This is a genomic window from Mesorhizobium sp. WSM4836 (assembly GCF_055811815.1).
The window spans coordinates 185,975-201,094 of sequence record NZ_JBVVQF010000001.1 but is presented as its reverse complement, the minus strand read 5'-3'; the positions used below and the strand labels follow the sequence as shown (position 1 = coordinate 201,094).

Annotated in this window: 16 protein-coding genes and 1 pseudogene; 7 read left to right on the top strand and 10 right to left on the bottom strand. The window is 63.1% G+C overall.

Annotation, left to right across the window (positions count from 1 at the left end):
• Positions 1-6: 6 nt before the first annotated feature.
• The 3 genes from AC0L2P_RS01060 to AC0L2P_RS01050 all read right to left on the bottom strand — a co-directional run bounded on the left by AC0L2P_RS01060 (position 7) and on the right by AC0L2P_RS01050 (position 2,251).
• Positions 7-522 carry a hypothetical protein gene (locus AC0L2P_RS01060; protein ID WP_473499337.1) on the bottom strand — a complete coding sequence of 172 codons (516 nt, stop codon included), beginning with the start codon at positions 520-522 and terminating at the stop codon, positions 7-9.
• 157 nt (positions 523-679) lie between these two features.
• Positions 680-1,810, bottom strand: a complete 1,131-nt coding sequence (locus AC0L2P_RS01055) for a hypothetical protein (RefSeq protein WP_473499335.1) — start codon at positions 1,808-1,810, stop codon at positions 680-682.
• Positions 1,811-1,816: 6 nt separating this feature from the next.
• Positions 1,817-2,251, bottom strand: a complete 435-nt coding sequence (locus AC0L2P_RS01050) for a hypothetical protein (RefSeq protein ID WP_473499334.1) — start codon at positions 2,249-2,251, stop codon at positions 1,817-1,819.
• Positions 2,252-2,980: 729 nt separating this feature from the next.
• Here AC0L2P_RS01050 and AC0L2P_RS01045 point away from each other — a divergent pair.
• Complete coding sequence (locus tag AC0L2P_RS01045; protein WP_473499332.1) at positions 2,981-3,919, top strand: diacylglycerol/lipid kinase family protein; 939 nt, start codon at positions 2,981-2,983, stop codon at positions 3,917-3,919.
• A 92-nt stretch (positions 3,920-4,011) separates the two neighbouring features.
• On the opposite strand, the gene AC0L2P_RS01040 is transcribed toward AC0L2P_RS01045, so the two are convergent.
• From AC0L2P_RS01040 to AC0L2P_RS01020, 5 genes are all read right to left on the bottom strand, one after another.
• On the bottom strand, positions 4,012-4,935 hold the full coding sequence (locus AC0L2P_RS01040) for an NAD(P)-dependent oxidoreductase (RefSeq protein ID WP_473499331.1): 924 nt from the start codon (positions 4,933-4,935) through the stop codon (positions 4,012-4,014).
• The gene (locus AC0L2P_RS01035) at positions 4,932-6,143 is read right to left on the bottom strand and encodes a mandelate racemase/muconate lactonizing enzyme family protein (RefSeq protein ID WP_473499329.1); all 1,212 of its coding nucleotides are present in this window, start codon (positions 6,141-6,143) and stop codon (positions 4,932-4,934) included. The genes AC0L2P_RS01040 and AC0L2P_RS01035 overlap by 4 nt, the downstream gene beginning before the upstream one ends.
• On the bottom strand, positions 6,140-7,756 hold the full coding sequence (locus tag AC0L2P_RS01030; protein ID WP_473499327.1) for a GMC family oxidoreductase: 1,617 nt from the start codon (positions 7,754-7,756) through the stop codon (positions 6,140-6,142). The genes AC0L2P_RS01035 and AC0L2P_RS01030 overlap by 4 nt, the downstream gene beginning before the upstream one ends.
• 137 nt (positions 7,757-7,893) lie before the next feature.
• Positions 7,894-8,451: a GNAT family N-acetyltransferase gene (locus AC0L2P_RS01025; RefSeq protein WP_473499325.1), complete on the bottom strand. Its 558-nt coding sequence runs from the start codon at positions 8,449-8,451 to the stop codon at positions 7,894-7,896.
• A 126-nt stretch (positions 8,452-8,577) separates the two neighbouring features.
• Positions 8,578-9,369, bottom strand: coding sequence for an alpha/beta fold hydrolase (locus AC0L2P_RS01020; protein ID WP_473499323.1), 792 nt, complete (start codon positions 9,367-9,369; stop codon positions 8,578-8,580).
• 106 nt (positions 9,370-9,475) lie between these two features.
• Between AC0L2P_RS01020 and AC0L2P_RS01015 the strand changes: the two genes are divergently transcribed.
• The 4 genes from AC0L2P_RS01015 to AC0L2P_RS01000 all read left to right on the top strand — a co-directional run bounded on the left by AC0L2P_RS01015 (position 9,476) and on the right by AC0L2P_RS01000 (position 12,682).
• Positions 9,476-10,402 carry a LysR family transcriptional regulator gene (locus AC0L2P_RS01015; RefSeq protein WP_473499321.1) on the top strand — a complete coding sequence of 309 codons (927 nt, stop codon included), beginning with the start codon at positions 9,476-9,478 and terminating at the stop codon, positions 10,400-10,402.
• A gap of 294 nt (positions 10,403-10,696) precedes the next feature.
• Complete coding sequence (locus tag AC0L2P_RS01010; protein ID WP_473499319.1) at positions 10,697-11,668, top strand: MBL fold metallo-hydrolase; 972 nt, start codon at positions 10,697-10,699, stop codon at positions 11,666-11,668.
• Between the two features lie 158 nt (positions 11,669-11,826).
• A complete protein-coding gene (locus tag AC0L2P_RS01005) occupies positions 11,827-12,222 on the top strand; it encodes an acyl-CoA thioesterase (protein WP_473499317.1) in 396 nt (131 codons plus the stop codon).
• 139 nt (positions 12,223-12,361) lie between these two features.
• Complete coding sequence (locus AC0L2P_RS01000) at positions 12,362-12,682, top strand: hypothetical protein (RefSeq protein ID WP_473499315.1); 321 nt, start codon at positions 12,362-12,364, stop codon at positions 12,680-12,682.
• 50 nt (positions 12,683-12,732) lie between these two features.
• Here AC0L2P_RS01000 and AC0L2P_RS00995 read toward each other — a convergent pair whose 3' ends face one another.
• Positions 12,733-13,101, bottom strand: coding sequence for a winged helix-turn-helix transcriptional regulator (locus tag AC0L2P_RS00995; protein ID WP_023678378.1), 369 nt, complete (start codon positions 13,099-13,101; stop codon positions 12,733-12,735).
• Positions 13,102-13,191: 90 nt separating this feature from the next.
• Between AC0L2P_RS00995 and AC0L2P_RS00990 the strand changes: the two genes are divergently transcribed.
• On the top strand, positions 13,192-13,797 hold the full coding sequence (locus AC0L2P_RS00990; protein ID WP_473499313.1) for an NADPH-dependent FMN reductase: 606 nt from the start codon (positions 13,192-13,194) through the stop codon (positions 13,795-13,797).
• A gap of 74 nt (positions 13,798-13,871) precedes the next feature.
• Here AC0L2P_RS00990 and AC0L2P_RS00985 read toward each other — a convergent pair whose 3' ends face one another.
• Positions 13,872-14,264 (bottom strand): winged helix-turn-helix transcriptional regulator, encoded by a 393-nt coding sequence (locus tag AC0L2P_RS00985; protein WP_473499311.1) that lies wholly within the window; start codon positions 14,262-14,264, stop codon positions 13,872-13,874.
• Between the two features lie 98 nt (positions 14,265-14,362).
• On the opposite strand from AC0L2P_RS00985, the pseudogene AC0L2P_RS00980 reads away from it, so the two are divergent.
• Positions 14,363-15,096, top strand: a pseudogene (locus AC0L2P_RS00980) (quinone oxidoreductase family protein); the annotation flags it as partial.
• Positions 15,097-15,120 lie beyond the last annotated feature (24 nt).

Below are 15,120 nucleotides of genomic sequence, written 5' to 3'. Positions count from 1 at the left end.
CGGCGGCTATAGACCGTCAGGCAGCTTCGCCGCCAGCCAGTTCGCCGAACGCCTGGCGATGCCGATCGTTGCCGATGCGGCGCGGCCGAGATCGGTCTTGACCACGGCGTAGCCGGCCTTCGTGCGGTAGAGCACGGCGCGGCCGCCATCGACCGCCGCTTCATAGGCCACCGGCCGGACGGCTTCCGTTTCCGTCGCCGTTGCCTGCGTTCCGACCGCGGCACTGGGCCGATGGCTCAGTTCCGGTGGCAGCGGGTCTGTCGCGGCCGTGCTGGCCGTCGTCAATTCGGGGTCCGAAGCGGTCGCCGCGAACTGCGATGACGAAGACCAGTTTTGTGTCCGGCAGATGCCGGAGACCAGCGGATAATCGAAATTGCGCTCGTGCAGCATCTGGCTTTTCATCGCCGCTTCGCATTCGGCGATGGTCGACCATTTGGCGGGCGTCTCGCCGATATATTCGCAAAGCCTGGCGTCGCAATCGCAGCCGACGATGGTCATGGCGACAAGGGCGGTCTTGATCACGGTCTTGTCCCTCCGAGTTGCCTGGCGATGTGCGCAAGACAAGTGCTACGGCATCATCAATCGTTGCGGAACAAGGCGGGATTTGGCCGCGATTGTGGAATGAGCGTGACGGAGCATCACGCAACGTCTTGCCGAGGCCAGCTGTGACCGAAAGGCCTCAGTAATCGTAGACGTGCTCGAGCCTGGCGCCCGCGCTCATCAGCGTCGGCAGCACGATGTGCAGCTTGCGCACGGCGACGGTCAGGCCGGTGCGTCGCGTCGAAGGCTCCGCCGGAAGCGGGTAGCTGAACAAGGCGCGTGCGCCTTCGGGAACATTGATCGCGTCATTGGAAAGCATGGTGACCATGATCTCGTCGTTGCCGCCGATCTCGACGAAGGAGATGCCCTTGCCGATCAGGCGCGGGATCATGTCGGTGAACACCTGGTAGCGCCTGGTGACGAAGACCGCGCCGTCGGCGCCGAGATCGCGCTCCAGCAAGGTGTCGGTCTCGTTGCGCATCGCCTCGCTGACCGGACCCTTGGCCCAGACGTGAATGTCGAGCAAGGCCGGATCGGTGGTGGCGGCGAGCGCCGACTTGATCAGATCGGCGTAGCCCTGCTTGATGGTGTCGGCGAGTCCGAAGGCGAGCTTGCGTTCGCTGGTGCGGAAGGCGCTGTCGTCCGCTGCCGGCTGCACGGCAAACAGGCCGGCACGCTTTTCGGCATAGGGAAACTGGTACCACGGCACCTGGTCGAGAAAACCGGCATAATCGGCCGCCACCTTGGCCTGGTAGATGTCGACGGCGGTACGCTTGCCGGCTGCCGCTTCGGTGACGCGGCCGACCGTATTTTCATAGGCCCACTGGATGGCGTGTTCGATGGTGTGGCTGGTGCCGATGACCACCAGCATCTGGTGATTGTCGAGGTTGAACTTGTAGGTGGAACTGGCGCGGATGACCATCGCATAGTCCTGCCAAAAGCGGCCGATATAGGAGAGATAGGGAAAACCGCTCGGTTGGTTGTTGTCGACGAAGCCGGCATATTCGCGGGCGGCGTAGACGATGGCCCATTCCGGATAGGTGAGAAAGGTCGATTCCTCCGGCCGCTGGTAGCCGGGGATCTCGGCACGGATCTCGTCGGCCAGTGCCTTCGGCGGGGCACCCTCGGTGGCGCCCGGCAATGGTGTTGTGTCCAGCGACGGCGTCGTGAGAAAGCCGTAGGCCAGCCCGGCAATCGGGATCAACACGAGAATGACGACGAGCCAGAGGATCGCCTTGATGATGCGCTTTATCAAGCGGAACAGGAACATGGCCGGTCAGGCCGTGGCGAAATGGTCGTGCACGCGTTTCGATAGCCAGAACCCGATATAGACGGCGAAGCCGCCGATGACGATGTGCGGCAGGTTGGCGAAGAAGCGGGCCGGGAGTTCGATGTCGTTCAGGGAGCGGAAGCCGTTGATGAAGATGCCGCCATCGAGGCAGCCGGAACCGGTGACCAGGCCGAGCACGCCGTCGAACAGATAGACCGAGCCGAACAGCTTGAAATAGAACACCGCCTGGCGGTACGAGATGAAGGCGGCGGCCAGCGCCCAGACGCCGGAGAAGGCGTGCAGCAAATCGTCATACCATTGCAGCGAGAACAGGCCGAACAGATTGCCGCCGGCATTGTTGAAGGCCGGCACATAGCCGATGGCAACAACACCGAAGAACAGGAAAGCATAGGCAACGGCAAGCTTCTGGAAGAGCGTCATGATGTCCCCCTGCCGTCAGGCTCTCAAACGGGCCACGACGGTAAATGGATAGTAGCTGATTTTGGCGCTGGGTGAAGCGTCGCCGGCAAAACCGTCGGGCGGGGCCACAAAGACAGTCGGCGCCGGGATTTCTCCCAGCGCCTCCCTGTCAGATCAGGACACGGTCGCGGCAGCAACTCCCGAAAGATGTCGCGCCATGCCGGCCTTGATTTTGACGGTCCTGCCAGTCGCTACCCGAGGGCAGTGTCCGTTCCGGACCACGCTGGTCTCCGCTCTTGCGAGCTTTGCCCAGCGCGCCATCGAAGGTTTTTGCCGTCCTTCATGGCAGCATCGGTCCGCCGTCGGCGTTCGCACGCTTTCCGCGGCCCCGTAGGTCTCGGCGTCCATCCCTCGAACTGGCAAGCCTGTTCTCGTTCAGGGCCGTACGGGCCTCAGGAAATCCGCCGTTCCGCTTTGTCTTTCGGCAATGGCGATCGGTAGCCGCCTGAGATGGGTTTAATGTACGCCGGATAAGCGTTTGGCGAAATCGCCGCGAGCCTGTGGATAGCGGGATTATCGGGGACTGACCTGCCAAGATAGCGACTTTCCGATCTCTGCCGCCCGCCGGGATTTACCGCCTCTATGCCGAACCGCATTGCCGGACATTCGATCTTGCCTAGCGGGCCGGCGCGGTCTTCAATGCCGGCAAATGATTGGAAGGCGTGTTCGATGGCCTTGGGGAGGGCGGGCTTGAAGGTCGCGGTGATTCTCAATCCGATCGCCGGCGGCGGCAGGCTCAAGCGGCATTGGCCCGAGATTGCGGCTTCGCTGAAAAGACATTTCGGCGATTTCGAGCTGCGTGAAACGCAGGCCGAGGGCGATGCCGAACGGCTGGCGCTCGACCTTGCCGCCATCGGCTTCGAGCTGGTGATCGCGGCCGGCGGCGACGGCACCGCCAGCGAAGTCGCCGACGGGCTGCTGAAGGCTTTCCGGGAAAGCGGCCGGACGGCCGAACTCGGGCTGCTGCCTTGCGGCACCGGCATCGACTTCGCCCGCGGGCTCGGCCTCTCGAACAATGTTGATCTGACACTGAAGCGGATTGCCGAGGCCAAGCCGCGCAAGGTCGATGCCGGCTGCATCAGCTATGTCGACGACCAGGGCGCGCTGGCCAGCCGCCATTTCATCAACATCGCCAGTCTCGGGCTTTCCGGCGCCACCGACCGTGCCGTCAACGCCGACAAGCGCAAGGGCAAGGTTTCGGCCAAGGCGTTGTTCTACTGGCGCACGGTCTGGGAGTTCCTCCGCTACCGGTTCCAGGAGGTTGCGATCACCGTCGACGACGGTGCCCCGGTCGAGGCGCGCATGGCGCTGGTGGCGGTGGCCAACGGCAAATTCTTCGGCGGCGGCATGATGATCGCGCCCGACGCCGAGCTTAACGACGGCGAGTTCGACATCGTCATCCTGCGCGCCGCCGGCAAGCTGAAGCTGATCTGGGACATCCGCCTGCTCTATGGCGGGCGGCACCGCAACCATCCGGCGATCACCATCCTGCGCGGCAAGAAAGTGGTTGTCGAGCCGCTCGGCGATATGCAAAAGAACGCCGCGCTGATCGACATAGACGGCGAATCGCCGGGTCGCATACCGGCGACGTTCGAGATCCTGCCTGGTGCCTTGATCCTCAGGTACTGAATCAAGCTGTTGAGACTCTGATTCAGGCGATTCCAACTTTGCTTCCGACGATCTGCCCAATCAACTGAAATGAATTAATAATCCGGCTAATCTCAGACTTCGAGCTTAGCCGGGAAACCGGATGCTCGCAGGTCGGTGCCGACCGCGTCCTCGAGTAGCTTCACGATCATGGTCGACCAGGCATTGCCGCCATAGGCCTGCCTGCCCTGCTGAAAGATGGCGTCAACATGTGATGCGAGCGCGAGCGGCACGCCGAATTTTTCGCCCATGCCGAGCGCGAAGCCGAGGTCCTTCAATGCCAGGTCCATGGTGAAACCGATGTCGTAGGAGCCGTTCAGCACCAACTGGCCCTCGGTCTCATGGACGAAGCTGTTGCCGGAGGAGGCGATGATGGCGTGATAGGACTGGGCAAGGTCGAGCCCGCCTTTCTTGGCCAGCATCAACGCCTCGCCGGCGGCGACGAGATGGATGAAGGCCAGCATGTTGGTGATCACCTTGATCACCGCCGCCGAACCGACTGGACCCATCAGGAACGACTTTGCGCATATCGCCTCGATGGCCGGGCGGTGGCGCGCATAAAGCGCTGCCTCGCCGCCGACCAGAGCCGTGAGCTGTCCGACGGCCGCCAGATGCACGCCGCCGGTCACCGGGCATTCGAGCGTCTCGACGCCTGCTGCTGACGCCAGTGCTGCGAGCCGCACGATCTCGTCCTGGCCATTAGTCGACATCTCGATCCAGCTGCCGCCGCTGGGCAGGCCTTCGAGCAATCCGCCGGGGCCGGCCAGTACCGCCTCGCTGACTTTTGGCGATGGCAGGCAAGTGATGGCATTGCCGGCGCGAGCAGCGGCCTCACCCGGACTCTTGGCGGCATCGGCACCAAGCATCACCAGCCGCTCGACGGCCTCGCAGTCGCGGTCGAATACGGTGACGGCAAAGCCTTTGCGGATCAGGCTGGCGGCGAGCTGGCTGCCGAGATGGCCAAGACCGATGAAAGCATAGCTCTGAAGCGCGCTCACGGCATCAACGGCGTCTGCATCATCTGCAAATGCAGGTCCTTGCCGGTCCATGGATGCGCCTCGCAGACGGCTTCGTCGAGCTCGACGCCGAGGCCTGGCTCCTTCGACGGGATGACATTGCCGTCCTGCCATTCGATCTTCTTCTTGAGCAGCTTCGCGTGGAAACCGTCCCACTGTTTCAGCGATTCCAGAATGAGGAAGTTGGGCAGCGTCACCGCAAGCTGGATGTTGGCGGCGCCGACGATCGGCCCGCAATAGCAGTGCGGCGCGACCTGGATGTGATAGGCCTCGGCCATGGCGGCGATCTTCTTGGTTTCGAGAATGCCGCCGGAGCGGCCGAGATCCGGCTGGAGAATGCTCGCCGCGCGGTTCTCGATGACGCGGGCAAATTCAAATTTCGTGGTCAGTCTCTCCCCTGTTGCGATCGGGATAGACGTGCCACGCGCCACCTGAGCCATGACCTCGGGCATGTCGGGCGGCACCGGCTCCTCGAACCACAGCGGGTCGTAGGGTTCGATGGCGCGGGCGAGGCGCAGCGCACCCGAAGCGGTGAACTGGCCGTGCGTGCCGAACAGGATATCGGCGCGGGTGCCGACCGCCTCGCGGATCGCCTTGACCATGCGGGCGGAGAGGTCGATGTCGACGAGGCGCGGCTGGTGGCCGTCGAATGCGGTGTACGGGCCGGCCGGGTCGAGCTTGACCGCGTTGAAACCCTGCTCGACATATTCGAGCGCGCAGGCTGCAGCCAGATCGGGATCGTTGTAGACGTTCTTGCCGCGGGCGTCCTCCGAATGGACGCTGCCGCTGTGCGGGTAGAGGTAGGTGTAGGAACGCAGCGTTTCGTGGATCTGGCCGCCAAGCAGCTTAAAGACCGGCTTGCCGGCCTCCTTGCCGATAATGTCCCAGCAGGCGATTTCGAGCGCCGAGAAACAGCCCATGCCGGACACGTCGGGGCGTTGGGTGAAGCCGGACGAATAGGCGCGGCGGAAGAAGTTCTCGACATCGTGCGGATCGCGGCCGATCAGATAACGTTCGGCCATGTCCTCGACCATTTTTGCGGTGACATGGGCCGAGAAGGTGGCGTTATAGGCTTCGCCATAACCGACGACGCCGCCATCGGTGGTGAGCTTGACGAAAATGAAATACTTGCCGCCGATGCCGGGCGGCGGATTGCCGACAACCCAGGTCTTGACGTCGGTGATCTTCATTTCTGATCCTCCAGAACCAGTTCGGCGCCCTTCCATCCGGTCATGATCGCGGCGGCGTTGGTGTTGCCGGTTATGTTATCCGGAAAGATCGAGGCGTCGATGACGCGCAACGCCTGGATGCCGTGCACTCTGAGGCGCGGATCGACGACGGCGCGCGCCGCGTCCGGCCCCATGCGGCAGGTCGAGGCCGGGTGATAGACGGTGCCCGAGCGCTTCCTGAAATCCTGAATGAGATCCGCATCGGAGGTGATCGATGGACCCGGCAAAACCTCTTCCTCGATAATCTCCGCCATCGCCGGCATCGAAGCGATCTTCCTGACGAATTTCACAGCCGCCAGCATTTCGGCGACATCCACTTCGGTCGAAAAGGCATTGGCAACGATTTTGGGATAATCGCGCGGATTGGCGGAGCGGATCATGATTTCGCCGCGGCTCGACGGCCGGCAATTGGAGAGCCCGATGGAAAAGCCCGGCCATGGATCGGGCGTCAGGATCGGCCGTTCGCCGCTCTTCGGAATGACGGTCGAAAACGCCTGGAAATAGAGCTGCATATTGGGCCGTGCCGCCGCAGGGGCGGTGCGGAAGAAGCCGCCGGCATTGTTCATCGACAGCGACAGCGGGCCCGAGCGCAAAAATACGTACTGCATGCCGACCAGCAGCTTGCCCCACCACGGGCGCAGGATCTGGTTGAGCGTCGGCTGCTTGCCCTTGAAAGTGTAGTTGATGCCGACATGGTCCTGCAGGTTTGCCCCGACATTCTTGTTGGCGTGAACGACAGGAATGCCCAGTCCACCAAGCAGCGCCGACGGGCCGACACCGGAGAGCTGGAGAAGTTGCGGCGAATTGACCGAACCGCCCGACAGGATGATCTCGCGGCCGGCGCGGGCGGTCTTTGTCTCGCCATTCTGGAGATACTCGACACCGACGGCGCGCTTGCCCTCGAACAGGATTTTGGTCGCCAGCGCATTCATCTCGACGCGGACGTTTTTGCGCTTCATCGCCGGGCACAGGAAGGCGCGCGCCGCCGACATGCGGCGGCCGTTCCTGGTGGTGATCTGGTAGACGCCGACGCCTTCCTGCGAGGCGCCGTTGAAATCCGGATTGAGCGGCAGGCCGGCCTGATTGGCGGCGGCGAGATAGCGCTTGGTGAGCGGATGGACGGAGGTCGAGCAGTCGGTGACATGCAGCGGCCCGCCGACGCCGCGCCATTGGTCGGCGCCGGCCTGGTTATCCTCCAGCGCCTTGAACGCGGGCAGCAGGTCGTCGAAGCCCCAGCCGGGATTGCCGGCCGCTGCCCAAGCGTCGAAGTCCTCGCGCGCGCCCCTGATCCAGACCATGGCGTTGATCGAACTCGAGCCGCCGAGCAGCTTGCCGCGCGGCCAGTGGTCGGCATTGCCGGCAAGACCGGGGTCCGGCTCGGCCTTGTAGTTCCAGTTGACGGCCGGGTCGAAGAAGGTCTTGCCGTAGCCGAGCGGCATCTGGACGTAAAAGCGACGGTCGCTGCCGCCGGCCTCGAGCACCAGCACCGAGAAGCGGCCGGAAGCCGACAGCCTTTCGGCCAGGACCGAGCCGGCCGAACCGGAGCCGACGATGATGAAGTCATAGGTCTGCATGGTGGCGGTGGCAGGCTCCGGAATTTGGACTCTACCCTAGACTTGGGCGCGCCGTCGCGTCGCCGGACCTTCCGGCATCGCTTGTGAAAAAAGCGACCGGCGCGCGACCTGAAGCGGTTCTGCCTCGCGCGCCAGACCTATCGCTGTTTGAATTCATAGCGCATGATCGGGCGGGCCGGCGTCCTGCAAGCCACGACCCTGAACCCGGCGCGCACAAAGGTGGAGGCATATCCGCTGCCGGAAGCACTCGGCGATATTTCGGCGTCTAACGGATAGGCTTCGAGCGCAGGCGCATTTGCCCGCCTTGCGAGTTGCACTGCCTGTGCAATCAGCTGGAATGTCACGCCACGCTTGCGGTATTGTTTTCGCACGTAGAGGCAGGACAGAGACCAGACCGGCCTGTCGTCCACGCGCTTGAGCTGCCATAGCCGATCGAGCCAGGGCAGGGCATCTCGCGGCGTCACCTGGCACCAGCCGACAGCCACATCGCCGTCGAAAGCAAGCAAACCTGGAGGCGGACCATGCTGGACGGCTTGCCGGAACGCTGCCTTGTTTTCCTCGCCGGGTCTCTTTCGATAAGAACGACCGATCCGCCCGTACATACACCAACAACGACTGCAGACGGCGCTGTCACCGAACAGGTCCTCGAGCGCCAGCCACAGATCGGGCGTTAATGGGCGAATGCTGAGTTCCATGTCAGCCGTCATCCGCTACCTATCTTGCCCAGTCTAGTCTGAGCTGCGCGTTAGCGCATCATAGGTTGCGGTCCATGCGGTGATATTCGAAGCGAGGGTTCGCTCAGCATCGCGCCGTGCTCCGGCTCAGCGCAGAAAACCGAGTACGGCCTCTATGAATTCGGCAGGGTACTCGACGTTCGACAAGTGGACCGCGGGCAGGACAACCAGTTTCGCGCCGGGCACCGTCGCCGCGATCAGCTCGCTATGGCTGGCGGCTGTTACCGTGTCGTGCCGGCCGGCGATCACCAGCGTTGGCCTGGAAATCAGCGCCACGGTTCGGCGAAGGTCCGCATCGCGAACCGCCGCGAACAAACCAGCCAGGCCTTGCCGGTCGATAGCCAGCAGCATGGCGCGAAATTCTTCGATGACGGGCTCGTTGGCCGCCAGCATATGCCCGGGGAACCAGTTGCCCAGGAACATCTCGGCGGTTTCCGACATGTCCGGCGCCTGCAGCACGGCCGCAATCCGCTCGTCAAACTGCTTTGCCGGTCCGAGGTAGGACGAGGTGTTGCTCAGGATCAAGCGCTCGATCCGCTCGGGCGCGTGGATGCCGAGCCACTGCCCGACGAAGCCGCCTAACGACAGACCGAGGAAATGTACGCGTTCAATGCCCAGGGCGTCGAGCAACTCGATCACGTCGCGGCCAAGCCGGTCGAGCGAATAAGCGCCGACCGGAACGCTCGACCCTCCGTGGCCGCGAAAATCATGGCGCAGAACATGGAAATGCTTCGACAGCTCGTCGACCTGCATGTCCCACATCCGCAGTGTGGTGGCGATGGAATTCAACAGCATCAGCACGGGCTTCCCGGCGTCGCCGTCGATGCGGTAGGCGATGCGTGTGCCATCGCCGACGGTCACGAAATCCAGCTCATTCATGGTGAAGACACCTTCCTTCTTGGAGCGTTGAATGTGGCAAAGCCTAGCTGCGGCGCGCTTTTGATGATATTACAAAGATAGGATCATCTCTGTAATAGAAGCTGACATGGCCGAATTCACCCTGCACGACCTGCAATGCTTCGATGCCGTGGTCCGCTGCGGCGGCTTTCAGCCTGCGGCGGCCATGCTGCATCGCTCGCACCCGGCGGTGTTCGCTGCCGTTGCAAAGCTGGAGCGGCAACTCGACCTCGTTCTTCTGGATCGCGGCGGCTATCGCGTGCGCCCCACCGAGGCAGGGCTGTCGTTCCATCGCAGGGCACAATCCCTGCTGCGCGAGCTGGAGGGCTTGCGGCTTCATGCTGCTCAGCTGTCAATGGGCGAAGAAAGCGAGATCCATGCGGTGATCGGCGACCTGTGCCCACGCCCGCAGGCACTGGGCATCCTCGGATGGTTCTTCGCCCAGTGTCCGGGCACACGCTTGCATCTGCACTTCGAGGCGGTGGGCGGCCCGTGGGAACGCCTCTTCGATGACGAAGCCGATTTGATCCTGCACTGGATCGACAAGAGCGATCCGCGGGTGGAATGGATCGATCTGTGCAAGGTGCCCTTCGTTCCGGTAGTGGCTTCGGGCTTTATGCCGGCGCGCATCAAGCACCCAATCACGCAGGATCAGATGCACGCGTTCACCCAATGTGTCATGCGCGACACGGCCCGCCATTCCCCGCAACAAGACTACTTCGTGATCGAGGGTGCGCCTCAATGCATGGTGGCCGATCAGGGCATGAAGAAGGAAATCATCCTGCAGGGCCTCGGATGGGGCCACATGCCCCGCTTCCTGATCGAGGAAGAGCTGCGCGACGGACGCCTGCAATCCATTGCCAGTCGTCATCTGCCAGGCCGCACCGAGGAGTTGGTGGTGGCGCGCCGCCGCGACCGGCCGCACGGGCCGATCTCGAACCGTCTGTGGGATCATATCGAGCAAGAGGCGCCGACATTGCGTCGAGCGCTCGAGCCGCGGAAGCCTGTCCCGTAGCCGAAGCCAGGCTCGGCATCGAGCGTGTTCTTCGAAGCCGTTCAGCGGACGGCCAAACCAGCGGCCTTAATCGCCACATTGATTGCTGCATAATCTGCAGCGCTGAACTGCATCCAATCGCTATTCCCGTTGTTTACGAGGCGCATTATTATGCCGCGAGGAGGTCGCCATTAGCCGTGCTGACCCCGCCCGAAGGTTTTCCACTTTCCGTGGGCAGTCCAACGGCCGGCATCCGCCCTGACAGCGACGACGTAGCCTGCGACTAGCTTCATCTGCAATTCGAAGGACAAGACCATGAATATCGACCGTCGAACGTTCGGCCTCGGCACTCTTAATGCCGGCGCCCTGCTACTTTCCCCGATCAGCCTCTTTGGGACCAACGCTGCGGCTATCGCCGCGCCGCCTCCGGCTTCGCTTGCGAGCGCCCACAGGTTCATGCTCGGCGACCTCGAGATCACGGCACTGAGCGACGGCTACCTCAATCTCGGCCTCGAACTCTTCCCATCCGCCGATCCGGCTGCCGCTGAAGCGCTGCTGGCAAAGGCATTCCTGCCAAAATCACTCCCGACCTCGGTCAATGCTTATCTTGTCACCAGGGGCGACAAACGGGTGCTGATCGATACCGGCACGGCATCGGCGCTGGGGCCCATACTGGGACATCTACCTGAGGCGCTCGCCGCCGCCGGCGTTAGGCCGGAAGAAATCGATACGGTCATCATCACCCACCTCCATCCCGACCATGCCAACGGCCTTGTCGGTATTGGCGGCAAGGTCGCCTTCCCGGCAGCGGAAGTCGTGCTTGCCGCGCCGGAATTCGCTTTCTGGCACGATGATGGGATCCGGTCCAAGGCGCCCGACCAGATGAAGCCGTACTTCGAAATAGCGCGCAAATCGCTGGTGCCTTACCATGGCAAGGTCCGGAAGATCGAAGGCGAGGTCGAGATCGCACCCGGGATCAGCGCGTTGCCTGCGCCTGGACACACGCCGGGGCATCTCGCGCTTCGGATTGGCTCTGGTGACGCCAACCTGCTGCTCTTCACTGACGTAATCCACGCCTCCGCGCTGCAGTTTGCGCATCCGGAATGGGCAATCGCCTTCGACGTGGACCAGGAGGCCGCAATCGCCACGCGCAAGAAGGTGCTCGACATGGTGTCGGCGGATGGCCTGCTCGTCGCGGGTATGCACCTGCCCTTCCCAGGCATCGGTCATGTCATCCGCGAAGGCAACGCCTACGCCTACGTCCCGACGCCCTGGCCCGCTTTGTAAGGCGCCGCCTATTGGTAAGCTCTCGGACGCGCCAGCTTTCTCACCTCGGCATAGAATGCATCGCCGAACGTCAGGCCGCCATACCATGCAGTGGCGTTGACCTGCCCGTGGCATGACGATACGGGATCGGGACAATCGGCTTCGAGAGGATTGGCCAGATGGTGCACTACGCGAACGGGCAGCCGATCGGCGACCTGACGCTGAGGACGCTGGCCATGCCTTCCGACGCCAATGCGGCGGGCGATATCTTCGGCGGCTGGGTGATGGCGCAGATGGACCTCGCCTGCGGCATCCGCGCCGCCGAGCGCGCCAAGGGCCGAGTGGTGACGGCGGCGGTGAAGGAAATGTCCTTCGCCAAGCCGATGAAGATCGGCGACACGCTGTGCATCTATACGCATATCGAACGCGTTGGCCGCACCTCGATGACGCTCAAGGTCGAGGCCTGGGCGCAGCGCTATCTCTCCGACCTGATGGAGAAGGTCACCCATGCCGACTTCGTTATGGTCGCGCTGGACGGCGAAGGCAAGCCAAAGGCGGTTCCGGCCGAAGGCTGACCGGCCTAATTCCAGAAAACGGATTTAAACAGCCGTCTCTCCCGCGCGGGGATGCGGGCAGCGATCCGGCGTGGTTTTTGACCAGCGGGTTCCCGCATGCGCCTGCAGCGCGACCGGCGGGATCTTGGGAGGAAAGACAATGCGTCAACACATGCTGAACACTGCCCTTGCCGGTCGCTTTGCAGCCGTGCTCTGCCTGTCGTCCGCAAGCGCTTTTGCCGAGGTCAAAAAAGGCGATCCAGGCGCCACCTGCACGTCGGAAAACCGCACCATCAACGGACAGGCGGCCAAGTGCGAGATTTGCTCGGCGACGAAATGCGACACCAGCGGCACGACGGTGAGCAATTGCCGCAAGGAGACGACCACGACCTGCACGATTGGCGGCAAGGTGGTCAGTCCCAACCCGAAATGGAACCGGATCGAGAAGCTGCCGAAGAGCAAGATGCAGTTACAGCAGTAGGGCTCGTCCGGAGGAATCCCGACAGGTTCAAACCCTTGCAGAGCAAGGGTTCAGCTGTGCATGGCGTCGAATTTTTCGCGCGCGGCCTTGACGCGCTCAGTGTTCTTGCGTGCCCATTCGCCGAGCGCATCGACCGGCACCAGCAACTCGTAGCCAAGATCGGTCAATTCGTAGTCGACCCGCGGCGGGATGGTCGGGAACACGGTGCGGGTAACGAAGCCGTCGCGCTCGAGCCCGCGCAAAGTGGTGGTCAGCATCTTTTGCGAAATGCCGCCGACGGCGCTGCGCAGCTCGTTGAAACGCAGCGGCCCGTTGCCGAGCTTGCCGACGACGAGCACCGTCCATTTGTCGCCGACGCGCTGCAGGATTTCCGAGATGGCGCGGCAGTCCTCGGTGCGGTGCGGGTGCCTTGGTAACAAAAAAGTGCCTCCTTGCACATTGAGCGGCCAGTTACTCATATAGCTCAGGTATCTAAACGATACCAGTATTCCTGTAAGGAGAGCCCCTGTATGTCAAAACCCAAAATCGCCATCATCATTGGTTCGACCCGCGCGGCGCGCTTTGCCGACGTCCCGGCCCAATGGATTGCAAAGATCGCCAAGTCGCACGCCGACATCGACGTCGAAGTCGTTGACCTGCGCGATTTCCCGCTGCCGTTCTTCGATGAGGTCGCATCCTCCGCCTGGGCACCGTCGCAGAACGAAGTGGCGCAGCGCTGGCAAAAGAAGGTCGCCGGATTCGACGGCTTCATCTTCACCGCCGCCGAATACAATCATGGCCCAACGGCCGTGCTGAAGAACGCCATCGACTACGCCGCCAACGAGTGGAATAAGAAGCCGGCTGGCTTCGTCGGCTATGGCAGCGTCGGTGGCGCGCGCGCGGTCGAGCAGCTGAGGCTGCATGCGGTCGAGTTGCAGATGGCGCCGGTGAAGTCCGCCGTACACATCGCCTGGGCCGATTTCCTTGCCGTCAAGCAAGGCGACAAGAAGCTCGAAGAGTTCGAGCACCTCAACCAGGCGGCAACCGCGCTGGTCAACGATATTGCATGGTGGGCCAGGGTGCTGAAGACGGCGCGCCAGGCCGATGCCGTCGCCGAGGAAGTCAAGGCGGCCTGAGAGCAGGTTCGAACAGTCCTCCCAAGGATTAATTCTCCCAAGCATTGGGGCGGCGCATGCGCCGCCCTTTTTGTTCACACGGCATGAGCGTCCTGCGCTTGCCTTGGCTTGATGATGCAATCGGCAAGGCGGTCCATCTCATTCAGCTCGTCGGCGTGATGCTGGCCCCACTGGCAAAGTGCCAGCAGGATGGGCTCGAGGCTGAGGCCGAGCCGCGTCGCCGAATACTCGACGCGCGAGGGCATCTCGGCAAAGATCTCGCGGCGGACGAGGCCGTGCTCTTCCATTTCGCGAAGCTGCTGGATCAATACTTTCTGGGTGATATCGGGGATCAGCGCCTGCAGCGCCGACAGCCGCCGGGGGCCGTCGAAGAGATGGTAGAGGATGACCGCCTTCCAGCGGCCCGAAATCACTTTCAGCGCGCGCTCCGCCGGCAGCATCGGCAGTCTTTTGGAGAGCTTGGCCATGGTCACCTCCCGGTCAGCAGCGGACAAATCGGTGTGTAGTCGAGGCCAGGCAGATAGTGCCAAACAGCGGCCGATGCCAATAGCGACCGGTGCATGCGATGAGAGCCATTCAACTGAACCGTTTCGGCGGGCCCGACGTTCTCGACATAGTCGCGGTGCCGAAGCCTGAGCCGCAAGCCGGCGAGGTCCTGGTCCGCGTTCGGGCGGCCGGGGTGAATTTCTTCGAAGTGCTGATGCGTAGGGATCGCTATGCGGTGACGCCTCAACTGCCGATGATCCCTGGCGTCGAGGCCGCCGGGATCGTCGAGGCGCTCGGGCAGGGGGTGGACGCTTCCTTGCTCGGCACGCGCGTCGCCGCGCCATTGTTCGCCTCGAGCCGGCCGTTTGGTGGCTATGCCGATTATGTGACGATCGACGCAAGCCTGGCCGTGCTCTTGCCGGATGCGCTTTCTTTCGAACAGGCCACGGCATTGATGGTGCAAGGGCTGACGGCGCTGCATCTATTACGGCAAAGCCCGCCGGCCGGCAAATCGGTGCTGGTCGCCGCTGCCGCGGGCGGCGTCGGCTCCCTGCTTGTCCAGCTTGCCAAGCGCGCCGGCGCGAGCCGCGTCGTCGCGGCAGCCGGCAGCAAGGCCAAGCTCGACCTTGCCTTGTCGCTGGGGCCGACGCTGCCGTCGACTACAGCAAGATGGACTGGCCGGAGCACGTCCGGGCAGCGACAGGTGCCGCTGGCGTCGACGTCATCTATGACATCGTCGGCGGCCCCCCGCCCGCGGCCGCGCACGAGGCCCGTGCGCCGTGTGGAGGGCTGGTTTTTTGCGCACGGGGCAGATAAAAGCTGGGCGCCCCGCAGATG